This is a genomic window from Kitasatospora sp. NPDC058063, from assembly GCF_042885395.1.
GTDB classification, from domain to species: Bacteria; Actinomycetota; Actinomycetes; order Streptomycetales; family Streptomycetaceae; genus Kitasatospora; species Kitasatospora lactacystinica.
This window is the reverse complement of the sequence record NZ_JBHVSD010000015.1, coordinates 129,916-152,656: the sequence shown is the minus strand read 5'-3', so window position 1 is coordinate 152,656 and position 22,741 is coordinate 129,916. Positions and strand designations below refer to the sequence as shown.

The window sequence follows — 22,741 nt, the reverse complement described above, 5'->3', positions numbered from 1 at the left end:
TGATCGGCCGCAGCGCCCTGTCCTTCAGGCGGGTCCCCGCGCGCCGGCGCCCCACGACGGGCAGCCCCCGCAGTGGCCGACTCCGAGGACCACGACAGAGTGCGGAGCCGACCGCCGGGTCCCGACCGGCCGGCCGGACCATCGTCAAGCGTCAGCAGCGGACGGGAGCATGCCGTGCCGGGCCGGAACGAGGGGGCCGACGCACACCACCCGGGCGTGCGGCACGAGGAATCACCGCGCCACCGCCACCTCGCCCCGCCGGTCCTGGAACCGGCCGCCGGCCCCGCCCCCGCCCCCGCTGCGGGAGCCGCCACCGCCCTCGGCGCCTGCGGGACGCTCGCGGAGCCGGAACTGCTGCTCTGCCCCACCTGCTCGGCCCCGCTCACCGACGACGCCCACCGGGACCGGGGGCTCGCCGGCCGCAGCGCCCGGGCGGCCGAGGGCACCGACCAGGAGGGCGTCGGCACCGACCGACTGCTGGCGGCGCTGCGGGCCAGCGAGTCCCGGTTCCGGGCCGCCTTCTGCGACGCCGTCATCGGCATGGCCCTGATCGACGCCGAGGACCGGATCATCGAGGTCAACCCGGCCTTCGCCACGCTGATCGGACGGGGCGTCGGCGAACTGGCCCGCACCCACCTGCACGAGATCATCGACCCGGAGGGCATGCCGGACCGGCTCTTCCCCGAGCTCGTCCACGGGGAGCGGGAACGGTTCCGCGTGGAGAAGCAGCTCAAGCACCGCGAGGGCCACACCGTCTGGAGCAAGGTCACCGTCTCGCTGATCCGGGACGGCGCCGGCGATCCGCTCTACACCCTCGCCCTGGTGGAGGACATCACCGAGCAGCGGCGGCTCGGCGACCGGCTGGAGTACCAGGCCCTGCACGACCCGCTGACCCGACTGCCCAACCGGGCCTACTTCTTCGAGCGGCTCGACGCCGCCTGCCTCGCGCCGGACGACCGACCGGCCCTGGCCGAGGCTGCGGACGAACGCCGGGTGGGGGTCTGCTACCTGGACCTCGACGGCTTCGCGGCGATCAACGAGGCGCTCGGCCACCACATCGGCGACCAGCTGCTGATCGCCGTCGCCACCCGGTTGCGGCGCGGGTTCGACGGCCGGGACACCCACCTGGTGGCCCGGATGGGCGGCGACGAGTTCGCCGTCCTGGTCACCGACAGCCTGGGCAGCGAGCAGCTGACCGAGCTGGCCGCCCGGATCCTGGAGGTGCTGGAACGTCCCTTCGACGTCTCCGGGCACCGGCTGGTGATCACCGCCAGCGTGGGCGTGGTCGAGCGGTCCGTGCACGAGACCACCCCGACCGACCTGGTCAAGGACGCCGACGCCACGCTCTACTGGTCCAAGGCCGACGGCCGCGCCCGCTGGACCCTCTACGACCCGGACCGCGGCGCCCACCAGCTCACCCGGCAGCTGCTCGCCACCGCACTGCGCCCGGCCCTGGAGCGCCGTGAGTTCACCATCGAGTACCAGCCGCTGGTCGGCCTGGCCGACGGTGCGGTGCACGGCGCGGAGGCGCTGGTCCGCTGGCGCCACCCCCGCTACGGGACGCTCTCCCCGGACCGCTTCATCCCGCTCGCCGAGGAGACCGGCGCGATCGTGCCGCTCGGGACCTGGGTGCTGGAGGAGTCCTGCCGGCAGGCCCGGCAGTGGCTCACCGAGTTCCCCGACACCGAGACCTTCGTGAGCGTCAATCTGGCCGCCCGCCAGATCTGGGACTCCGACATCGTCGCCGACGTCGCCCGGGCGCTCGAACGCACCGGGCTGCCGGCCCGGCTCCTCCAGCTGGAGATCACCGAGAGCGCCCTGCTCGGCCCCGGCGGCCGCCCGCTCCAGGCCCTCCAGGCACTCGCGGACATGGGTGTGCGGATCGCGATCGACGACTTCGGCACCGGCTACTCCAACCTGGCCTACCTCTCCAGGCTGCCGGTGCACGTGCTCAAGCTCGACGGCACCTTCATCGAGGGCTTCCGCGAGCCCGCCCCGACGGACCGTCCGGGCCGCCCGGAGCTCCGCTCCCGGCGCAGCGACGCGGACGAGCAGATCGTCGGCGCGATGGTGCAGCTCGCCCACACCCTCGGCCTGACCGTCACCGCCGAGGGCATCGAGAGCGCCGCCCAGGCCGAGCGCCTGCGGCTGACCGGCTGCGACACCGCCCAGGGCTGGTACTTCGCCCGCCCCGGGGAGGCCGAGCTGGTCGCGGCCATACTCCGTGAGGGCCGCCCCGCCCTGAACGGCCGGTAGCCGCAGGACGGGCGGGCGACCGGCGGGCCGGCGGTCCGAGTGCCCGGTCACGCCGGGCGCCGTCGGTCCCGGTGCCGTCAGGCCGTCGAGCTCACGCCGCCGCCGTCGAGGTCACGCCGCCGTCAGGCCGTAGGCCTCGGCGATCAGGCCGTACGAGCGGAGCCGGGCCTCGTGGCCGTGGATGTGCGAGGTGACCATCAGCTCGTCCACGCCCGTCCGCTTGCGCAGCGCCTCCAGCCCGTCGGCGACCCGGCCCGGGTCGCCGAGCACGACGTTGTCGAGCCAGCTGTCGATGAAGTCGGCCTCGACCGGGCTGTACGGGTACTCCTCGGCCTCCTCCGGGGTGGGGATCGGGCCGGGGTTGCCGCGCCGCAGGCGGAGCATGCCGAGGGCCGCGGAGCGGGCGAGGCGCCGGGCCGAGGGCTCGTCGTCGGCGGCGACCGCGCTCACGCCGATCAGCGCGTACGGCTCGGCGAGCACGGCGGAGGGGCGGAAGGACGAGCGGTAGAGGTCCAGCGCCGGGATGGTGTTGGTGCTGCTGAAGTGGTGGGCGAAGGCGAACGGGAGGCCGAGGCGGCCCGCCAGCTGGGCGCTGAAACCGGAGGAGCCGAGCAGCCAGACCGGCGGGCGGCCCTCGCCCCGGGGGACGGCGGTCAGCCGGGCGTACGGGTGACCGTCCGGGAAGTCGCCGTCGAGGAAGTGGGTCAGCTCGGCGAGCTGCTGCGGGAAGTCGTCCGCGCCTTCGGCGAGGCCGCGGCGCAGCGCCCGGGCGGTGGCCGGGTCGGTGCCGGGGGCGCGGCCGAGTCCGAGGTCGATCCGCCCCGGGTGCAGGGCCTCCAGCAGGCCGAACTGCTCGGCGACGGCCAGCGGGGCGTGGTTGGGGAGCATGACGCCGCCGGAGCCCAGCCGCAGCGTCGTGGTGTTGGCCCCGAGGTGGGCGAGCAGGACGGCCGGGGTGGAACTGGCCACGCCGGGCATGCCGTGGTGCTCGGCCACCCAGAAGCGGTGGTAGCCCCACTGCTCGGCCCGGCGGGCCAGTTCGGTGGTGGCGGCGAGGGCCTCGGCGGGCGTGTGGCCGACGCCGACGGTGGCGAGGTCGAGGATCGAGAGCGGCGCGGGCGCGGTCCCGCGGGCGGTGCCGCGGATCGCCGCGCCGGCCGCCGGTCCGGTCTGCGGTCCGGCCTCCGGTCCGGTCCCGTGCTCCTGGTGGTCCTCGGTGGTCATCCCGTCCGCCCTTCTGGCCGCCGTCCTCGGGCCGGCCGTCGTGGGTGACCGCGCGGTCCCGGATGGCCCGCCGGTCGCTGTCGCCGAGGGGGGTCAACCACGGCCGGGGCCTCGCTGTTCCCGCCTCCGGAGTGTCGTCCGGCCACGGTCCGAGCGGGTTTCGGCCATTTCGCGCGGAAGTCGACCGACCGTTCGGCTGACGCAGAGCCAGCGGGCGAACACGGCTGGCGACTTCCCGCCAGCGCCGGAAGTCGCCAACGCCAGGGCTCGCGACCGGGGGCCGGCGTCCGGCAGGCTGGGGCCGGGAGCGGGTCGCCGGAGCGGGATCCGCACTCCACCAGCAAGATCGTCGGGCTGGACCAGCACCGGACGATCACTGCGAGCCCTCGGCGCGGCACCCCGCCCCGGGGGCTCGTTCGGTTTCGGCGGCGGTCCGCCACCCGGGCGCCCCGGCCCCCGGACCGGCCCGGACGCGCGGTTCCCCGCCCCGCGGCGCGGCCGGAATCAGCGACCGTGACCCATGCCATACCGGGGTGCTTCATGGCATGAAAAGTCGAGGCGCTAGCGTTGACCCCTGCAGCCACCTGCTCCCTCGGGAGGCGTGGAGGGAGTAAAGGGCCTTGAACTTCGTGGCGGCGATCGGATCCTCGTGGATCTGCGCGCTGGCGCTCGTCGCCGTGCTCGGGGACGCCCTCCTTCCGTTCATCCCCAGCGGAACGCTGGTCATCCTGGCCGTGCTCAAGACCTCGCAGATCGACGGTGCGCCCCTGATGCTCGGACTGGGCGTGGCGGTGGCCTCCTTCCTGGGCGACCTGCTGCTGCTCAACCTGGCCCGGCGCGGCGCCCCGGTGCTGCACCGCCGGCTCGCCCGGCGCCCCAAACTGGCGGCCAGCGTGGCCCGGGTCCAAGAGGCCCTGATCGAACGCCCCCACGGGGCGGCCGCCGCGATGGTGGTGGTCGCGCGGTTCGTCCCGGCCGGGCGGACCGTCCTCGACCTGGCCATCGGCCACTCCCCCGCCCATCCGCACCGGTTCCTGCACTGGTCGGCACTGGCGGCGCTGGTCTGGGCCGCCTACATCGTGACGCTGGGCTGGCTGAACAGCCACTGGTTCAACACCGCCTGGCTGAGCCTCGTGGTCTCCTGCGCGGCGGCCACCGCCATCAGCACCGCGATCGCCCGCATGGTGCGCCGCACCCGGCGGCTCGCCGCACTCTGACGATCCGCCCGGCGGCCGCTCCCGGCCGGCCCTCCGCCCCTTGTGACGGTCCCGCCGCAGCGGCCCCTGGCCCATGGTCCCCCTTGCCCGTGGTCCCGCCCGGGCCGGCACACCTCTTCCCGCACGTCTTTCCGCACGCCCGCCCGGGCCGGCCCTCCCCTGGCGGGCTTCGGGCCGCCCGCCCCTGCAAGGGGCAAAAGTTTTCCCAAAAGGGCGACCGATCGGGCCGAACGACGACGAACTCCGGCGGCGGGCCGATCGACCGGCGGTAGCGTACTGACCGGGCCGCACGGGGTGGGAAGCGTCACAGGACGGCAACAGTCGACGCATCCCCGCAGCCCAGCCGGATGCGCCAGGCGTGTTGGAAGTCGTCAGCGCTCGGCGACCTTGGAAGCCGCCACGGCGACATGACATGCTAACGGCGGAATACTCATCAATTGCCCGATTTGACCGGTGCGGCTGCGGGCCGCCCTCACCACCGGCATCGGCACCCAGGGGAGACCATGACCAGCATCTCGCGCAGGACGGTGCTCAGTGCAACCGCCGCGACCGCGGCCCTCGGCGCGGTCGCGGCCTGCTCCAGCGGCGGATCCGGCTCGGGACAAGGTGCCTCCTCCCCCGGCCCCGGCGGTACCGGCACCACCCAGGGCGGCAGCCCCGGCCCCCAGCCGGCGGTGCCCAAGGGCACCCCGATCGGCGACGGTTCCAACGCGGACACCGGACCGCAGCCGAACCAGCCCAAGCCCGAGAAGCTCAAGCCGGGCGAGCGGCCGCCGCAGTTCGTGGTCTTCTCCTGGGACGGTGCCGGCGGCACCGAGGACGGCCAGTTCCCCCGCTTCCTGAAGCTGGCGGAGCAGCACAAGGCCACGATGACCTTCTTCCTCTCGGGCATATACGCCCTCCCCAAGGGCAAGGCAGACCTGTACCACCCGCCGAAGCACTCGGTCGGCGCCTCCGACATCCCGTACCTGTCGGACGGCGCGGTGAAGAGCACGCTCAAGCTCATCAGCCAGGCCTGGCTGGCCGGGCACGAGATCGGCACCCACTTCAACGGGCACTTCTGCTCCAGCCGTCCGGACAAGAACGGGGTCAACATGTGGACCCCCGAGGACTGGCAGAGCGAGATCGACCAGGCGATCGGCTTCGTCACCCAGTGGCGGACCAACACCGGCTTCACCGACGTCGACCCGCTCCCCTTCGACTACAAGAAGGAGCTCATCGGCGGCCGCACCCCGTGCCTGGAGGGCCAGAAGGCGCTGCTGCCGACCATCGCCAAGCTGGGCTGGAAGTACGACGCCAGTTCCTCGGGCGGCTTGCAGATATGGCCGCAGAAGGTGCAGGACGGCAAGGTCTGGGACTTCCCGCTGCAGTCCATCCCGTTCCCCGGGCACACCTTCCAGGTCCTGTCGATGGACTACAACATCCTGGCCAACCAGTCCAGCGGCAGCACCAAGGGCGACCCGGCCAAGTACGGCGACTGGCGCACCCAGGCCACCAACTCCTACCTGGCGGGCTTCGAGCGCGCCTACAACAGCAACCGCGCGCCGTTCTTCATCGGCAACCACTTCGAGCAGTGGAACGGCGGCATCTACATGGACGCCGTCGAGGAGACCCTCAAGACCGTCGCGGGCAAGCCCGACGTCCGACTGGTCTCCTTCAAGCAGTTGGTCGAGTGGCTGGAGGTGCAGGACCAGTCCACCCTGCGCAAGCTGCGCTCGCTCAACGTCGGCCAGGCGCCGGCGGGCGGCTGGGAGAGCTTCCTCGGCACGGCGGGCTGACGCGCCGAGGGGCGCGGGAACGTGCCACCGGCACCGGCCGGCGGGGGTCGGAGCCCTCGCCGGCCGCTGTCGTCCCGGCCGGTTACCCGGCGGCGGGGGCGTCCGCGAGCAGGTTGCGGACGATGCGGTCCGCCCCGGCCGCGCCCCAGAGGATCGAGTAGTGGTTGGTGCCGGGCACCGGTGCGGCAGGCACCCGTTCCGTGTCCAGCCGGGCCAGTTCGAGCCGCGCGTGGTCGTAGAGGCCCTGCGGCTCGTCGAGCAGGCCGCGCTCGGCCCAGAGCAGGTCGGCCGGGCAGGGCAGCCGGTGCACGGCGCCGGCCGCGTCCTCGTCCAGCAGGACCTGGGCACCGTCGATCTGTACGGCCTCCAGCACGCAGGAGGAACGTAGTTCGGGCTCCGTGCCGACGAGGTCGCGCTGGGTGTAGGCGTCGATCCCCTCGGTCCACTCGCCGGCGAAGGCGGGGTGCCCGCGCCAGAACTCCCGGTAGGCGTCCCGGTCCGGGAAGGTCGTGGACAGCCGGGCCAGCGCGGGGCCGAGCACCGCGGCCAGGGCGTCCTCCTCGCGGACGCCCTGCGGCAGCGGGAAGGTCACCGCTCCGTCGACCAGCAGGACGCGGCGGACCAGGCCGGGGTGCCGGACGGCGGCCAGGGCGGTGACCCAGGCCCCCATCGAGTGGCCGACCACCGTGACGGGCCCCGGGCCGAGGGCGCCGATCAGCGCGGCCACGTCGTCGGCGTGCCGGGCCAGCCCGTACGGTCCGGCGACCGAGCGGCTGGCGCCGCGGCCCCGCAGGTCGGGCGCGAGCAGGGTGACCCGGCCGGCGAGCCGGCGGGCGACCTCGTACCAGGCGAGGCCGTTGGCGGTGATGCCGTGCACCGCCACGATCGTGGGGGCCTGCGGGTCGTCTGCGGGCCAGCGCAGGACGGCCAGGTCCCCACCGGGCACGGGGACGGTCAACTCCTCGGGCTTCAGCGGCGACTGGCTCACGCGGGGGTACCTCCGGTGGGGTGGGCGGTTCCGAGGCCGGCCGGCACCGAGGCGGAGCGGGCGGACCGGGCGGCGCGGATGCGGGCAGGCAGTCTAGCCAGGCCGCCGGGCAGCAGGTAGACCACGGCGACGAACAGGGCGCCCAGCAGGAACAGGGGCTGGGAGAGCGGCACCCGCAGCACCGCCGGCAGGTCGGCGACGGTCGAGGAGTTGGCGAGGTCGCCGAGCCGGTGGCTCGCCCAGGTGTACAGGACACCGCCGAGCAGCGGTCCCCAGCGGCTGCCGGAGCCGCCGAGGACGACCATCACCAGGAGCGCGAGCGTGGCGTCCGAGGTGGCGGCCTGCGGGGTGGCGCCACCGGTCAGCAGCAGGTAGACCACCCCGCCCAGCCCGGCGAGCCCGCCGGCCAGCACGAAGGCGACCAGCTTGTAGCCGTAGGGCCGCAGTCCGAGCACCTCGACCCGGCGCTCGTTCTCCTTGATGCCCTCCCAGACCCGGCCCATCGGCGACTTGACGGCCCAGTGGACCGCGGCGACGGTCAGCACCAGGTAGCCGACGGCGATCCAGTACAGGTTGGCGGTGTTCTCGATCCCGAGGAGTCCGGCGGGCAGCAGGTCGGCCGGGGCGGAGCGGCCCTCCTCGCCGCCGGTGACGCCGCCGGGGTTGCGCTGGACGAGGATCGAGCCGGCCTGGGCGAAGGCGAGGGTGACCATGGAGAACCCGATGCCCGTGACGCGCAGGCTGACCGAGCCGAGCAGCAGGGCCAGCAGCACGGAGCAGGCGACGCCGAACACCGCGGCGGCGGCGAACGGCAGTCGCAGCTCCAGCATGCCGAGATCGGTGGCGTACAGGCCGGTCGCGAAGTAGAGCGCGTGGCCGAAGGAGAGCAGTCCGGTCCGACCGAGCAGGAGGTCGTAACCGGTGGCGAGGGCCCCGTAGAGCAGGCACAGGGCGAGCAGCTGGAGGCTGCCGGGGCTGCCGAGCGGGCCGTCGAGCAGTCCCGGGACGGGAAGCGCACTGTATGGGGCGACAAGGAACGTGATCAGCAGGGCGATCGGCCACCAGCGTAGCGCTCTGTGCACGCCTGTCCAGCGGTTAGTGACTGAATCACCTGTTCGAGGGATGGCGCCGGGCCCGCTCCTGTGTTCACAATTGATCTCGGCAAGGCCGGTGTCAGTCCCCCTTGCCACAGTGGCGGTGTCGGCGGAGCTGGTGTCAGTCCCCTCCTCCGGCACGGCGGTCACGGCAGGGCCGGTGTCAGTCCCCCCTGCCGGAGCGGCGGCGCTGCGGCTCGCCGCGGGGCCACCGGTGCTCGTGATCGGTGTTTCGGCGCTCACGCGAGCCTCCCGGTGAGTCCACGGGGTCGGACGAGAAGCAGGACGGCGAGCAGGACGACGACCGAGAGGTCGCCGAGACCGGCGCCGGTGTAGTAGTTGGCGAACTGCTGGACGAGGCCGACGCCCACCGAGGCGACGGCGGCTCCGGTCACGGAGCCCATGCCGCCCATGACCACGACGACGAAGGCGAAGATGAGCAGGCCGGTTCCCTGGCCGGGATTGACCGAACCGAAGTAGAGGCCGCCGAGGGCGCCGCCGAGCGCGGCGGCCGCCCCACCGAGGGCGAAGACGAGGGTGAACGCCCTCCGGACGTCGATGCCGAGCGCCATGACCATCGCCCGGTCCTCGACGCCGGCCCGGACGATCAGCCCGTAGCGGGTGCGGGCGAGGAACAACCGAAGAGCGAGCAGCAGCAGTGCGGCGGCGGCCACCAGCACGAAGCGGTTGACCGGGACGGTCGCCCCGAGCACGTGCCAGGTGCCGGACAGCAGTTCCGGCTGGGGGAAGGGACGGGAATCCGCGCCCCAGACCCCCATCAGCAGGGCGGGTACGGCGAGCCCGACCCCGACGGTGGCGAGGATCTGGTCGCGCGGGCGGCTGTAGAGCGGCCGGATCAGGAAGAGCTCCAACAGGACGGCGGCGGCCGTCCCGACCAGGGTGCCGAACGGCACCGCGAGCCAGAAGGAGAAGCCGGCCTCGGCGCCGGCCCACCAGGTGGCGTAGGCGCCGATGGAGAGCAGGGCGCCGTGCGCGAAGTTGAGCACGTCCATCAGACCGAAGATCAGCGACAGACCGGAGGCGACCAGGAAGTACAGCGCACCGAGACCGAGTCCGGTACAGGAAAGGAGGACGACGGTGTCCATCAGGGCTTCACCTCGGCGGTGACGACGGGGGCGGCCGGGGAGGCGGCGGGCCGGGGCCCGCCGGCGAACGGGTGGCGGGAGCCGACGCCGAGCAGGCGGCGGGCGGCTTCCTCATCGGCCAACAGCTCGGCGGTGTCGCCGCGGTGGGCGGTCCGGCCGTCGGCCAGGACGGCGCAGGTGCCCGCCAGTCGGCGGACGAGGGCGAGGTTCTGCTCGACCAGCAGGACGGGCACGGCCTCGGCCGCGCGCGCCAGCACCTCGGCCACCTCGGCGACGATCTTCGGGGCCAGGCCCTTGGTGGGCTCGTCGGCAATGATCAGCCGGTTGCGGTTGAGCAGCGTCCGGCCGATCGCCACCATCTGCTGCTGGCCGCCGGAGAGCGTTCCGGCCAACTGCCCGGCCCGCTGCTTGAGTTCGGGGAAGAGCTCGTGGACGAGTGCGTAGTCCGGTTCACCGGCCGCGCTCCCGCTCCCGGCGGCGCGCTCGGCGAGGCGGAGGTTCTCGGCGACCGTCAGACCGGCGAAGATCCCCCGGTCCTCGGGCGCGTAGCCGATGCCGTGACGAACGACCAGATGCGTGGGAAGGGAGGAGAGCTCGGATTCGGAGAGCCGGATGCTTCCGGTGCGCGGCACCAGGCCCATGACGGCCTTGACGGTGGTGGTCTTGCCGGCGCCGTTGCGGCCCAGGAGCGCGGTCACCCCGGCGGGGGCCACGTCGAAGTCGACCCCGTGCAGGATGTGCAGCCCGTCGATGACCACCCGCAGATCGCGGACGGAGAGGAGGGGGACGGCGTCGGAGGACGGCGAGGAGGCGGAGCGCCCCGAAGGAGTGGGGCGCTGGGCGGAGAACGGAGAGGAGGTCACAACGCCTCACCCAGGTAGGCCTGTTGCACGGTCGGGTCGGCCATCACGGCCTCGGGGGTGTCCAGGGCGAGCAGCGTGCCGTGGTGCATCACCGCGAGCCGGTCGGCCAGGCCGAGCAGGACGTCCATGTGGTGCTCGACCATCAGGACGGTCCGGCCCAGGTCCCGGTGCACGGAACGGATCAGCTCGGTGAGGGCGGGCACCTCCTCCGCGCTGACACCGGCCATCGGCTCGTCCAGCAGGATCAGCCGGGGCTCGGAGACCAGCAGAACGGCCAGCTCCAGCTTGCGCTTCTCCCCGTGCGAGAGCGCACTGGCCAGGGTGTCGGCGCGGTGGGTGAGGTCGGTGCGTTCCAGGGTGTCGGCCAACTGCTGCTCGTAACGGTCGGCGCGGCGCCAGAGCCGGTACGAGGCGCGCGGCCCGGCCGCCGCCTGGGCGGCCAGGCGGACGTGGTCGGCGACCGTCATCCCCGGCCAGAGGGAGGAGGTCTGGAAGGTGCGGCCGAGACCGCGGCGGGCCCTGGCGTGCACCGCCTCGGTGGTGACGTCCGCGCCATCGAGGTGGAGGCTGCCGTGGGTCGCCGGGTAGATGCCCGAGATCAGGTTGAAGAGGGAGGTCTTGCCGGCGCCGTTGGGCCCGATGAAGGCGATGAACTCGCCTTCGCCGACCGAGAAGGAGACGTCCTCGACGATCGGCACGCCGCGGACGGCCCAGCCGAGCCCGTCCAGGCGCAGCACCGGGGAGGAGGACGCGGAGGAACGCACGGACGAGGAGCCCTGAGCGGAGGAGGAGGAAGGAGTGGAGGCGGTACGGGCGGGCATCGGGATCAGCCCGCCATCGGGGTGACCGGGGGCGCTGCCTCGTCCGCGGTCAGGGTCTTCTCCACCGAGGGCTTGGCGGCGGCGCCACTGCCGGTCAGCCGTACCTGGAACATCGGCTGGAGCAGGGCGTGGTCCTCGGCGCGGACCGTGGTCTTCCCCTTGACCCCGTCGAAGCTCCAGCCCTCCAGGGCCTTGACCAGGGCCGAAGTGTCTTCGGCGGAGCCGTGGTTGGACTCGACGGCGTGCACGATCATCTGGGCGGCGGTGAAGCCGTCCGGGGTGAAGATGTCCGTCTTCCCTCCGGCGGCGGAGACGGCTTCGGTCATGGCCTTCTCCACCGGGGTGCCGGCAGCGCCGTCGAAGTAGTGGTTCAGGAAGGAGATCTTCTCGCCTGCCGGGCCGAACAGCGGATAGGAGGCGGCCAGGTCGAGGCCGGTGACGACCTTGGTGTCGGCGAACACGTCCTGCTGGTTGAGCGCCGTCCACAGGGCCGAGGCGGTGTCGCCGGCCCAGGCGACGAACAGCAGGTCGGGCTTGGCGGTCTTGGCCTGGGTGGCGAAGGGGGTGAGGTCGGTGGCGCTCGGCGGGGCGAGCACCTGGTCGACGGTCGCGCCCTCACCGCCGAGCACCGCCTTCACCGCGGCCACGTTGGCCTGGCCGAAGGCGTTGTCCTGAGCGAGCACGGTGACCTTCTTGCCCTTGGCGTCACCGACGAACGAGGCCGCGGTCTTGATGTCCTGGTAGGACTGGCGGCCGGATCGGAAGGTGTACTTGTTCAGACCGGTGGCCTTGTCCGCGGCGGCCGGGCCGCTGATGAAGAGCACCTTGTTCTGCGCGGCGATGGGGCCGACCTGGAGGGCCACGCCGGAGGCGGTGGAGCCGGCCAGCACCTTGTAGCCCTTGCCGATCAGATCCTTGGCGGCGGACACCGCCTTGGCCGGGTCGCCGGCGTCGTCCTGCTCCTCGAACTCGATCTTGTGCCCGTCGACCGCGCCGGTGCCCTTGGTCGCGTAACTCAGGCCGGCCTTGAAGCCCTCCAGGTACTGCTTGCCGTAGGCGGCCAGCGGCCCGGTCCTGGAGTACACCAGGCCGACCTTGATCGGGCCCTTCGCGCCACCGTCCGCCGCGCTCGTCCCGGCCGTTCCGGCCTTGGCGCAGCCCGAGGCCAGCAGGACGCAGGCCGCGAGGGCGGCGAGCTTCCGGGCCGGTCCGCCGGTCAGGGAGTCGCCCGGACGAGCGCCGGCGGCGGTCCGGGAGGGGGCTGTCGAGCTGCGCATGGTGACCGACTCCTGAGGTGCGGCGGGGTGATTGCGGGAACCGTAGGTGTGCGGTGGGAGTGGCGACATGTGCCCAGTTGACGCATCAGCCCGCCCGGATGTGGCTCCGGCCGACATACCGCCGGGCCTCCGCCGCCCTCCGCGCGCCCGGGTGTGGTCTTTCGACACGACTCCGCACCCACCCATGGGGGTGGCCGCCATGGTTGCGGCGGCCCCCGCCCGGTGACGGTGGAGGGGCGCGGAGCCCGTCCGGCGGCAGCCACCCCAGCGGCGTGCCCGCCCGGTCCGGCCCAGGCAGGACCCCAGCCCGGCCTGGTACGGCCACGGGCTCCGCGCGGTTCCCGGGCCCGCCGGCCGTCCCGCCCCCGCTCCCCGCCCCTCCCCGCTCCCCGTCACCCCCTGGCCCGTTGCCCCCTGCCCCGCCGTTCCGCCCCTCCCCTCTCCTCCCACTCCTCTCCTCCCACTCCCTCATGAGGTGATCCCTTGGACAAGGTCCTGGACTCCCCCGCCGACGCGGTCGGGGACATCCCCGACGGCGCGGTGCTGGCCGTCGGCGGCTTCGGCCTCTGCGGCATCCCGAGCACACTGATCGGCGCCCTGGCCGACTCCGGCACCACCGGACTGCGGGTGGTGTCGAACAACTGCGGGGTGGACGACTGGGGGCTGGGCCTGCTGCTGCGGGCCGGCCGGATCACCCGGATGACCTCCTCGTACGTCGGGGAGAACAAGGAGTTCGCCCGGCAGTACCTCTCCGGCGAGCTGGAGGTGGAGCTGACCCCTCAGGGCACGCTGGCCGAGCGGCTGCGGGCGGGTGGCGCCGGCATCCCCGCGTTCTTCACCCCGGCCGGGGTCGGCACCCAGGTCGAGGAGGGCGGGCTGCCCTGGCGCTACGCGGCCGACGGCTCGGTGGCCCTGGCCTCCCCGCCGAAGGAGGTCCGGGAGTTCGGCGGCCGCCGGTACCTGCTGGAGGAGGCGATCACGGCGGACTTCGCACTGGTCCGGGCCGAGGTGGCGGACCGGCACGGCAACTGCGTGTTCCACGCCGCCGCCCGGAACTTCAACCCGCTCTGCGCGGCGGCGGGCCGGATCACCCTGGTCGAGGCGGACCGGATCGTCGAGCCGGGCGAGCTCCCTCCGGACGCGGTGCACCTGCCCGGGGTGTACGTCGACCGGGTGGTGGCCGCCGACCCCGGGGACCGCCGCATCGAGCGCCGCACCGTCCGCCCCGCACTCCAGGAGGCCTGACCCGATGCCCACCGAGACCGCCGCCCCGGCACCCACCTCCGCCCGCACCTCCGCACCCGCGCCCGCCTCCGCACCCGCGCCCGCCTCCGCCCTCGACCCGCGCAACGCCCTGGCCGCCCGCGCCGCCCGCGAGTTGCGCGACGGCCAGTACGTGAACCTGGGCATCGGCCTGCCCACCCTGATCCCCAACCACCTCCCGCCGGGCGTCGAGGTGGTGCTGCACTCGGAGAACGGCATCCTCGGCGTCGGCCCGTACCCGGAGGAGGGCGCCGAGCACGCCGACCTGATCAACGCCGGGAAGGAGACGGTGACGGTCGCTCCCGGCGCCTCGTACTTCGACTCCGCCTTCTCCTTCGGCATGATCCGGGCCGGGCGGATCGACGTCTCGGTGCTCGGCGCGATGCAGGTGTCGGCCACCGGGGACCTCGCCAACTGGATGATCCCCGGCAAGATGGTCAAGGGCATGGGCGGCGCGATGGACCTGGTGCACGGGGCCCGCCGGCTGATCGTGGTGATGGAGCACACCGCCCGGGACGGCTCGCCGAAGATCGTCGACGAACTGTCACTTCCGGCGACCGGTCGTGGAGTCGTGGACCGGATCGTCACCGACCTCGCGGTGATCGACGTGACCCCGGAGGGGCTGCGGGTGGTGGAGACGGCGCCGGGCGTGGACTTCGCGGAGGTCCGGGCCGCGACCGGCGCCGCCCTGCTGCCTCCGCGCTGACCGGCCCGGCCCCGGGCGCACCGGCCGGATCGCCCGTGGGGCGGTCCGGCCGTTGCGCTGCCCCGCAGCCGCCCCGCCCCCGCCCCCGCGACCGCGACCGCGACCGCGACCGCGACCGCGACCGCGACCGCGACCGCGACCGCGACCGCGACCGCGACCGCCCTCTCAACAGTCCTCCGCCGCACCCGAGTTCCACGGATCGCCGCCCGGGACCGGGCGAATTCACCGCAATAGCACCAACGCCCGCCGGATCGGCCGGGAACCGTGGCATCTTCATGCTTGGGCGGCGGCGATCTCCCGGATTGGTTGCGATCACCGGTGCACTCGGGGAGAGTTGATGAGGCCAAGGATCCCGGAGCGCCCGGAGGGGAAGCTGGAAAGTGCATCGGGATCCCGGATTCGAAGCCCCCGTACCGACGCGCGACAGAACCGGCGGAACCCGGCGAATGCGCTGGACGGCCCGGGAACTGCCTGAGAAGCGCAGTTCACCCGGTCCCGTTCCAGTCGATTCCGGCCGGTTCCACCGAGTTCCACCCGGACGGCTCCGAGTCGAGGCAGGCCCACGCGAAGGCCGAGCGAGCCGAGCACGGAGCGAACTCCCGGGGGGAGCAGCCATGACCACGCCGTTCTCGCGGCGAAAGGGCGCCGGAACGGCCGGCGGGCGAGGTGCCGGGCAGCTGGACGAGGCCGCCCTCAGTACCGTTCCCGCACCCGAAGCCCCGTACGACTACGGCCACTTCAGCCGTCTCGCGGGCCCGGCGTACGACCCGGACGAGGACGACGACCTCGGTGGCGGCGTCTACTGGCCCGAACCGGCCGCCCCGTACGACCCCGCTTCGGCGAGCGCCCCGCACGCCTCTCCCCCGTACGCCTCCACCCCGTACGAGCCACCGCCCGCGGCCCCCTACCGCGTCCGGTACCGCAGCCTGCTGCGCCGCGAGCCGCACCGGATCCGTGCCGCGCTGCTGATGGTCGCCGCCCCGGTGGTGGAGACGGTGCTGCTGGTCTGGCTGCTGCTGCCGGAGCACTGGCCCGAGCGGCTGGACGAGACGAACGCCCTGGTGCTGCTCGGCGACAAGGTGATGATCGGCATCATCGCCGTCGTCGAGGTGTTCCGGCTGGTCAACGTCGTCTCCAACACCCACGCCACGCTGGTCGCCCGTGACCCGGTCCCGGTGACGCCGGTGTCCGGCACCCGGGTCGCCTTCCTCACCACCTGCGTGCCGGGCAAGGAGCCGCCGGAGATGGTCCGGGCCACGCTGACCGCGGCCCGCGCCGTACGGCACGACGGACCCTATGACGTCTGGCTGTTGGACGAGGGAAACGATCCTGCAATGCGGGAGCTCTGCGCCGAGCTGGGCGTGCGGCACTTCAGCCGCGCCGGCCGGCCGCAGTGGAACCGGCCGAAGGGCAGGTTCCGCGCCGGCACCAAGCACGGCAACTACAACGCCTGGCTCCAGGCCCACGGCGACGACTACGAGTTCTGGGTGTCCGTGGACACCGACCACGTTCCGCTGCCGGACTTCTGCGAACGGATGCTCGGCTACTTCCGCGACCCCGACGTGGCATTCGTGGTCGGCCCCCAGGTGTACGGGAACTACCGCAGCTCGGGCTCGGCCGTCACCAAATTCTCCGAGAGCCAGCAGTACCTCTTCCACGCCCTCGTCCAACGCGCCGGAAACCGTTACGGCGCGCCCATGTTCGTGGGCACCAACAACGCCGTCAGAATCAGCGCGCTCCAGTCGATCGGCGGGTTGTACGACTCCATCACCGAGGACATGGCGACCGGTCTGGAGTTCCACCGCAGCCGAAACCCGGATACCGGAGAGCGCTGGAAGTCCGTGTACACCCCGGACGTGCTCGCGGTCGGCGAAGGACCGTCCTCCTGGACCGACTTCTTCTCCCAGCAGCTGCGCTGGAGCCGCGGCACCTACGAGACCCTCTTCACCCAGTACTGGCGGGTGCTGTGGCAGCTGTCCCCCGGGCGGTTGCTCAACTACACGCTGATGGTGGGCTTCTACCCGATGGCGGCGCTCACCTGGCTGCTCGGCGGCCTGTCCAGCGTCCTCTACCTGGGCTTCGGCGCATCGGGCGTGCACGTCTCCTCGGAGATCTGGATGATGCTCTACAGCGACGCCGCCGCGCTCCAGCTCCTGCTCTACACCTGGAACCGCAAGCACAACGTGAGCCCGCACGAGCCGGCCGGCTCCTCCGGGGTCGCCGGGATGGTGATGTCGGCGCTCTGCGGCCCGGTCTACGCGGCCTCGCTGCTCCAGTCGCTGCTGCGGGTGCGCAGCCGCTTCGTGGTGACGCCCAAGGGCCGCTCGGCCAGCACCGACCGGCTCGGCACCTTCCGCTTCCACCTGTTCTGGACGCTGGTGTTCGGCGCCGCGATCACCGCCTCCTACGTCACCGGCTACGACCACGCCGCGATGCGCGCCTGGGCCTGGATCGCCCTGGTGCTCACCCTCCTGCCGGTCCTGATCACCGCCGGCGACGCCGTCCGCCGCCGCCGGACCCGCCCCACCGCCAACCTCACCGTCACCGGCGGACCGACGGCCACCCCGACGGTCCTGCTGGAGAAGCGCCGCCCGCGCCACGCCCGCGACCCCCGCACCTCGCCGCCCGCACACACGGCACCGGACCCGTCGCCCACCCGGCCCGCACCCGACCGCCCCGCACCCGACCGCGCCGGCAGCGGCACATCCCCCCACTGACAGCACCCGCGGACAGCACCCGCGGACAGCACCCATGGACAGCACCCACGGACGCCCGCCCACCGAACAGAGCCCACCCCGAGCAGCCCCGGCCCCCAGTCCAACCCCCAGCCCAGCCCCAGCCCGGCACCCGACCGCCTCCCGAGGGGAGCACCCACCGTGAAGATCCACAAGGCCGGCCGCACCAAGCGCCTCGCCCTCGGCAGCACCGTCGCGCTGACCGTGGCCGGGATGAACGCGCCGGCCGTCCTCGGCTTCGCCTCCGAGCAGTACCACCACTACGTGATCAACCGCCCCGAGTACAAGGCGCAGTACGGCCACTGGCAGACCCTGTCGCTGCCCGCCGAGTTCCGGGTCAACGCCGTGCACGCGACCCTGCTGCGCACCGGCAAGGTCCTGATCGTGGCCGGCTCGGGCAACGACGAGAAGCAGTTCAACGCGGGCACCTTCAAGAGCCTGCTCTGGGACCCGGCCGCGAACACCTACAAGCTGGTCCCCACCCCGGCCGACATGTTCTGCGGCGGCCACACCTCGCTGCCGGACGGCCGCGTCCTGGTGGCCGGCGGCACCCAGCGCTACGAGAAGCTGGCCGCCGCCGTGAAGAAGGCGGCCGGCATCATGCGGGTGCGCAACGAGAGCCCGGAGCGCGACCGGACCTTCCCCAAGGGCACCGTCTTCGTCGCCCCGAACGGCCACGAGTACGCCAGCACCGCCCCGGTGACCGTCCCGGCCGCGACCAAGACCGGCTCCGGCCGCGAGACCGTGGTCACCGCCGGCGAGCAGCGGGTGTACGTGGAGGCGGTCGGCCCGGGCCCGGACTACGTCTCCGACTCCCCCGCCCAGTACCAGGTCAAGGGCCTGAGCGGCACCGACGCCCACAACCTGTACGGGCAGAACGAGAAGCTCACCCTGGACAAGCAGGAGTACCAGGGCATCCGCTCCGCCTTCGAGTTCAACCCGGACACCGAGCTCTACGAGCCGGTCACCGACATGGCCCACGCCCGCTGGTACCCGACGCTGACCGGGCTGGGCGACGGCCGGGTGGTCACCGTCTCCGGCCTGGACGACACCGGGGAGATCCTCGACGGCAACGACAACGAGGTCTACGACCCGAGGACCAAGTCCTGGTCCAAGGGCCCCGACCACTACTTCCCGACCTACCCGGCGATCTTCCTGACCGCCTCCGGCAAGCTCTTCTACTCCGGCTCCAACGGCGGCTACGGCCCCGGCGACAAGGGCCGCGAGCCCGGCTTGTGGGACGTGTCGACCGGGGCCTTCCAGCCCGTCCCCGGCCTGCGCGACCCCAACCTCACCGAGACCTCCTCATCGGTGCTGCTGCCGCCCGCGCAGGCGCAGAAGGTGATGGTGCTCGGCGGCGGTGGCGTCGGCGAGTCCCCGCTGTCCACGGCCCGCACCGACATCGCGGACCTGTCCTCCGGCGCGCCCGCCTTCACCCCGGGCCCGGACCTGCCGGCCGGCGGCACCCGCTACCTCAACAGCGTGATCCTCCCGGACGACACCGTCTTCACCACCGGCGGCTCCGGCGGCTACCGCGGCCGGGGCGACAGCGACCTGCTCAAGGCGCAGGTGTACCACCCGGACACCAACAGCTTCAGCACCGCCGCCGAACCGGCCGTCGGCCGCGACTACCACTCCGAGGCGCTCCTGCTGCCGGACGGCCGGGTCGCCGTGCTGGGCTCCAACCCGCTCTTCGCCGACAAGGCCGAGACCCGGCCGGGCGGCTTCGAGCAGCGCATCGAGATCTACACCCCGCCGTACCTGTACCACGGCGAACGCCCGCAGCTCGGTGCCGTTCCGCAGGCGGCCGGGCTCGGCGGCACGCTGGCCGTCGGCACCGCACGGCCGGAGGCGGTCGCCGGCGCCAAGCTGATCCGGCCGAGTTCGGTCACCCACGTGACGGACGTCGAACAGCGCTCGGTGGCTCTGGACATCGCCGGACGGACGGCGGACGGCGTCTCACTGACCCTGCCCCGCAACCCCGACCTGCTGCCGCCGGGCTGGTACATGCTGTTCCTGACGGACGCCGCCGGCACCCCGTCGGTCGCCCGCTGGATCCAGGTCACCGCGTAGCCGCAACGGCCCCGCGCCGTCGCCGGAGGCCCGCGCCGTGCGGGCCCGGGCCCGCACGGCCGACCGGGACAGGCACACGCGGCCCCGCTCCGCCGCACGGTCACGCCCGCGCCACCGCGCGGGCGGCCTCAGCGCGCCGCCTGCGCCAGCCCGAGGGCGTACGGCAGCCAGAACTGACCCGCCCGGGGCTCGCCCCGGCCGCAGTCGCCGTCCGACTCCCCCGGGTTCTTGATCCACAGGTAGGCGTCCACCCCGGGCCGGCCGGTCTCGGTGGTCGGCCGCTCGCCGAGCGCGCGCCCGGGCGGGTTGCACCAGGAGTCGCCGCCCAGGGCCCCGTTGCCGCTGCGGCTGGTGTCGATGACGAAGTTCTTCCCGCCCAGGGCCGCGGAGAGCCTGGCGCCGTACGCCGCGTTCCGCGCGGTGTCGTAGAAGTTGGCGACGTTCACGGCGAAGCCGTCCGCCGCCGCGATGCCCGACTTGCGCAGGGCGGTGGCCAGTTCCTCCGGGTCCTGCGCCCAGCCGGGGTTGCCCGCGTCCAGGTAGACCCGCGCGTTCGGGTTCTTCTTCAGCTCCTGGACGGCGAAGGCCAGCAGGCCGTACCGCTCGGCGGCCAGGTCGCCCTTGATCCCGCAGGTGTCCAGGGTGTGCGCGACGGCGTCCGGCTCCAGCACCACCCAGGCCTTGCGGTCGCCGAGGGCCTGGGCGACGCCGGTGATCCAGGCCCGGTAGGCGGCCGCGTCGGGGGCGCCGCCGGCCGAGTACTGGCCGCAGTCGCGGTGCGGGATGTCGTAGGCGACGAAGACCGCCGTCCGGCCCGCCTCGGCGGCCCGTCGGCTCACCTGTTCGGCGATCTCCCCGGCGCCCTGCTCGCCGAGCCACTGCGAGGAGGGCTGGGCGGCGATCCGCAGCAGTTCGTCGGCCTCCGCCGTCCGGCCCTGCCCGCGCAGCGCGGACACCTGGTGGGCGGCGTTGGTCCGGTCGGAGACGTAGAAGGCCTGGCCGGGAAGCTGGGCGAAGCCCGAGCCCGCCGCCGCGCCGTCGGCCGCACCCGCGGCGGACGGCGCGGACCCGGTTCGCGGCTCGCCGCCGTCCGACCCGCTGCAGCCGGACACGGCCGCCAGTACCACCCCGGCCAGCAGCGCCCCCACGGCCCCGCGCAACGCCCCTGCCCGCCCCAGCCCGTGCACGTACCGCTCCTCCCCGGGACCGGTCCGGCGACCGGTCGGCACCAGCTAAGCACACCCGGCACCGGTCGACGCCCACCGTCGGTGAACGCCAAGTGGCCGTGGGCGGACGGGACATCGAACCCGTCCGGTCCACGGCCACCGGCACCCGGAAGTGCTCAGGAACGCGCGGCGGCGCTCCGGCGGGGGCTCACGCCTCCTTCAGGTTCGGCACCTGCCAGTCGATGGCCTCGGCACCGAAGGAGTCCAGCGCGGCGTTGATCTGCGAGAACGGACGGCTGCCGAAGAACAGCTTCGCCGACAGCGGCGACGGGTGCGCCCCCTGCACCACCACGTGCTTGGCGGTGTCGATCAGCGGCAGCTTCTTCTTCGCGTAGTTGCCCCACAGCACGAAGACCACGGGCTCCTCGCGGTCGCTCACCGCCTTGATCACCGCGTCGGTGAACTTCTCCCAGCCCTTCGCCTTGTGCGAGTTGGCCTCGTGCGCGCGGACCGTGAGCACCGCGTTGAGCAGCAGCACACCCTGCTCGGCCCAGTGCATCAGGTAGCCGTTGTCCGGGGCGGGGATGCCCAGGTCGGCGTCCAGCTCCTTGAAGATGTTGCGCAGCGACGGCGGCGTCCTGGTGCCCGGCAGCACCGAGAAGCTCATGCCGTGGGCCTGCCCGTTGTCGTGGTACGGGTCCTGGCCGAGCACGAGCACCCGGACCTTGTCGTACGCGGTGGCGTCCAGCGCGGCGAACTCCTGGCCGCTCGGCGGGAACACCTCGTGCTCCGCGCGCTGGGCCGCCACGAAGGCCGCCAGCTCCGCGAAGTACGGCTTCTCCGTCTCGGCGCCCAGCACCCCGCGCCAGGACTCGGGCAGTTCCAGCCCGCCGCCCTCGCCGGCCTCGACCACGCCCGCCTCGACCGTGTCCGTCACGACATCTACCTCCAACACCGCGGCTGCTGCGCCGCACGCCCTCTTTCACCCCGAACGCTACACAGCACCACCGACAACTCACGCCCCCGGAGCGGGTTCCGGGCTGCGGCCGGCGTCCGCCCGACCCCTCCCCGGGTACGCAGCGGCCCTGCCCCGGGTACGCAGCGGCCCCGCCCCGGCGACCGGCCGGAACGGGGCCCACGACAGCACCGCGGAGGTCAGACCAGCTCGACCAGGTCCGCGATCGACTGGACCACGCGGGTCGGCCGGTACGGGAACCGCTCCACGTCGGACGCGGCGGTCAGGCCGGTGAGCACCAGGATCGTCTCCATGCCGGCCTCCATGCCCGCGACGATGTCGGTGTCCATCCGGTCGCCGATCATCACCGCCGTCTCGGAGTGGGCGCCGGCGGTGTTCAGCGCCTCGCGCATCATCAGCGGGTTCGGCTTGCCGACGAAGTACGGCTCGACGCCGGTCGCCTTGGTGATCAGCGCCGCGACCGAGCCGGTGGCCGGCAGCACGCCCTCCGGGGAGGGGCCGGTCTCGTCCGGGTTGGTGCAGATGAACCGGGCGCCCTGGTTGATCAGGCGGATCGCCTTGGTGAGCGCCTCGAAGGAGTAGGTGCGGGTCTCGCCGAGCACCACGTAGTCGGGGTTGTTGTCGGTCAGCACGTAACCGGCCTGGTACAGGGCGGTGGTGAGCCCCGCCTCGCCGATCACGTACGCCGTGCCGTTCGGCCGCTGGCTCTTGAGGAACTTGGCCGTGGCCAGGGCGGAGGTCCAGATGCACTCCTCCGGCACCTCCAGCCCCATCCCGGCCAGCCGGGCGCTGAGGTCGCGCGGAGTGTAGATGGAGTTGTTGGTGAGGACCAGGAACGGCTTGCCGGACTCCCGCAGCTTGCGCAGGAACTCCTCCGCCCCGGGAATCGGCGTGCCCTCGTGGATGAGGACCCCGTCCATGTCGGTCAGCCAGGACTCGATGGGCTTGCGGTCTGCCACGTGCGTTTCTCCCGAAGTGTTGCAGCGTCTTGCGTCGTAACGAGGGCCCTGACCCGCCACAGCCTAATCCGCCCGGGTGTGCGGGAACAGGACGTCCCGCCCACCGGACCGGCGCCGACCCGGCCTCCCGCACCCGCCTCACCTGCCGCTTCCACCGGCCCGACGCCCACCCCGGCGCCCCTCCCCAACACCCACCGCGAGGACCCTCCCGACCGGGCGCCCTCCGTACTCCCCGGCGC

At 73.2% G+C, this 22,741-nt stretch carries 17 protein-coding genes; 7 read left to right on the top strand and 10 right to left on the bottom strand.

Features of this window, described 5'->3' with window-relative positions; translation table 11 throughout:
• Nucleotides 1-174 precede the first annotated feature (174 nt).
• Nucleotides 175-2,256: a putative bifunctional diguanylate cyclase/phosphodiesterase gene (locus ACFVUY_RS25550; RefSeq protein ID WP_387733546.1), complete on the top strand. Its 2,082-nt coding sequence runs from the start codon at nucleotides 175-177 to the stop codon at nucleotides 2,254-2,256.
• Between the two features lie 111 nt (nucleotides 2,257-2,367).
• Here the strand turns inward: ACFVUY_RS25550 and ACFVUY_RS25545 are convergent, their stop codons facing one another.
• Entirely contained in the window at nucleotides 2,368-3,480 is a 1,113-nt protein-coding gene (locus ACFVUY_RS25545) for an LLM class flavin-dependent oxidoreductase (RefSeq protein ID WP_387691773.1), read from the bottom strand.
• Between the two features lie 629 nt (nucleotides 3,481-4,109).
• Between ACFVUY_RS25545 and ACFVUY_RS25540 the strand changes: the two genes are divergently transcribed.
• On the top strand, nucleotides 4,110-4,697 hold the full coding sequence (locus ACFVUY_RS25540; protein WP_387691888.1) for a DedA family protein: 588 nt from the start codon (nucleotides 4,110-4,112) through the stop codon (nucleotides 4,695-4,697).
• A 503-nt stretch (nucleotides 4,698-5,200) separates the two neighbouring features.
• Nucleotides 5,201-6,475 (top strand): hypothetical protein, encoded by a 1,275-nt coding sequence (locus ACFVUY_RS25535; protein ID WP_387733543.1) that lies wholly within the window; start codon nucleotides 5,201-5,203, stop codon nucleotides 6,473-6,475.
• An 82-nt stretch (nucleotides 6,476-6,557) separates the two neighbouring features.
• Here ACFVUY_RS25535 and ACFVUY_RS25530 read toward each other — a convergent pair whose 3' ends face one another.
• From ACFVUY_RS25530 to ACFVUY_RS25505, 6 genes are all read right to left on the bottom strand, one after another.
• A complete protein-coding gene (locus tag ACFVUY_RS25530; RefSeq protein WP_387733540.1) occupies nucleotides 6,558-7,463 on the bottom strand; it encodes an alpha/beta fold hydrolase in 906 nt (301 codons plus the stop codon).
• On the bottom strand, nucleotides 7,460-8,587 hold the full coding sequence (locus tag ACFVUY_RS25525) for a branched-chain amino acid ABC transporter permease (RefSeq protein ID WP_387691887.1): 1,128 nt from the start codon (nucleotides 8,585-8,587) through the stop codon (nucleotides 7,460-7,462). Before ACFVUY_RS25525 ends, ACFVUY_RS25530 begins: the two co-directional genes overlap by 4 nt.
• A 209-nt stretch (nucleotides 8,588-8,796) precedes the next feature.
• The gene (locus ACFVUY_RS25520; RefSeq protein ID WP_387733537.1) at nucleotides 8,797-9,663 is read right to left on the bottom strand and encodes a branched-chain amino acid ABC transporter permease; all 867 of its coding nucleotides are present in this window, start codon (nucleotides 9,661-9,663) and stop codon (nucleotides 8,797-8,799) included.
• Nucleotides 9,663-10,427 carry an ABC transporter ATP-binding protein gene (locus tag ACFVUY_RS25515; protein WP_387733652.1) on the bottom strand — a complete coding sequence of 255 codons (765 nt, stop codon included), beginning with the start codon at nucleotides 10,425-10,427 and terminating at the stop codon, nucleotides 9,663-9,665. The genes ACFVUY_RS25520 and ACFVUY_RS25515 overlap by 1 nt, the downstream gene beginning before the upstream one ends.
• A gap of 95 nt (nucleotides 10,428-10,522) precedes the next feature.
• Nucleotides 10,523-11,347: an ABC transporter ATP-binding protein gene (locus tag ACFVUY_RS25510; protein WP_387691766.1), complete on the bottom strand. Its 825-nt coding sequence runs from the start codon at nucleotides 11,345-11,347 to the stop codon at nucleotides 10,523-10,525.
• Between the two features lie 5 nt (nucleotides 11,348-11,352).
• The gene (locus ACFVUY_RS25505) at nucleotides 11,353-12,624 is read right to left on the bottom strand and encodes a substrate-binding domain-containing protein (protein ID WP_387733536.1); all 1,272 of its coding nucleotides are present in this window, start codon (nucleotides 12,622-12,624) and stop codon (nucleotides 11,353-11,355) included.
• A 483-nt stretch (nucleotides 12,625-13,107) separates the two neighbouring features.
• Here ACFVUY_RS25505 and ACFVUY_RS25500 point away from each other — a divergent pair, with 483 nt between their 5' ends.
• The 4 genes from ACFVUY_RS25500 to ACFVUY_RS25485 all read left to right on the top strand — a co-directional run bounded on the left by ACFVUY_RS25500 (nucleotide 13,108) and on the right by ACFVUY_RS25485 (nucleotide 19,401).
• On the top strand, nucleotides 13,108-13,869 hold the full coding sequence (locus ACFVUY_RS25500) for a CoA transferase subunit A (protein WP_387691762.1): 762 nt from the start codon (nucleotides 13,108-13,110) through the stop codon (nucleotides 13,867-13,869).
• 4 nt (nucleotides 13,870-13,873) lie between these two features.
• The gene (locus ACFVUY_RS25495) at nucleotides 13,874-14,593 is read left to right on the top strand and encodes a 3-oxoacid CoA-transferase subunit B (protein WP_387733534.1); all 720 of its coding nucleotides are present in this window, start codon (nucleotides 13,874-13,876) and stop codon (nucleotides 14,591-14,593) included.
• Nucleotides 14,594-15,207: 614 nt separating this feature from the next.
• Nucleotides 15,208-17,310 carry a glycosyltransferase family 2 protein gene (locus ACFVUY_RS25490; protein ID WP_387733532.1) on the top strand — a complete coding sequence of 701 codons (2,103 nt, stop codon included), beginning with the start codon at nucleotides 15,208-15,210 and terminating at the stop codon, nucleotides 17,308-17,310.
• Between the two features lie 159 nt (nucleotides 17,311-17,469).
• A complete protein-coding gene (locus tag ACFVUY_RS25485) occupies nucleotides 17,470-19,401 on the top strand; it encodes a galactose oxidase-like domain-containing protein (protein WP_387733529.1) in 1,932 nt (643 codons plus the stop codon).
• A gap of 128 nt (nucleotides 19,402-19,529) precedes the next feature.
• Here ACFVUY_RS25485 and ACFVUY_RS25480 read toward each other — a convergent pair whose 3' ends face one another.
• The 3 genes from ACFVUY_RS25480 to ACFVUY_RS25470 all read right to left on the bottom strand — a co-directional run bounded on the left by ACFVUY_RS25480 (nucleotide 19,530) and on the right by ACFVUY_RS25470 (nucleotide 22,502).
• The gene (locus ACFVUY_RS25480; protein ID WP_387733526.1) at nucleotides 19,530-20,588 is read right to left on the bottom strand and encodes a glycoside hydrolase family 6 protein; all 1,059 of its coding nucleotides are present in this window, start codon (nucleotides 20,586-20,588) and stop codon (nucleotides 19,530-19,532) included.
• Between the two features lie 187 nt (nucleotides 20,589-20,775).
• The gene (locus ACFVUY_RS25475) at nucleotides 20,776-21,504 is read right to left on the bottom strand and encodes a uracil-DNA glycosylase (protein ID WP_359901874.1); all 729 of its coding nucleotides are present in this window, start codon (nucleotides 21,502-21,504) and stop codon (nucleotides 20,776-20,778) included.
• 218 nt (nucleotides 21,505-21,722) lie between these two features.
• Nucleotides 21,723-22,502: an HAD-IIA family hydrolase gene (locus tag ACFVUY_RS25470; RefSeq protein WP_387691752.1), complete on the bottom strand. Its 780-nt coding sequence runs from the start codon at nucleotides 22,500-22,502 to the stop codon at nucleotides 21,723-21,725.
• Between the last annotated feature and the right edge of the window lie 239 nt (nucleotides 22,503-22,741).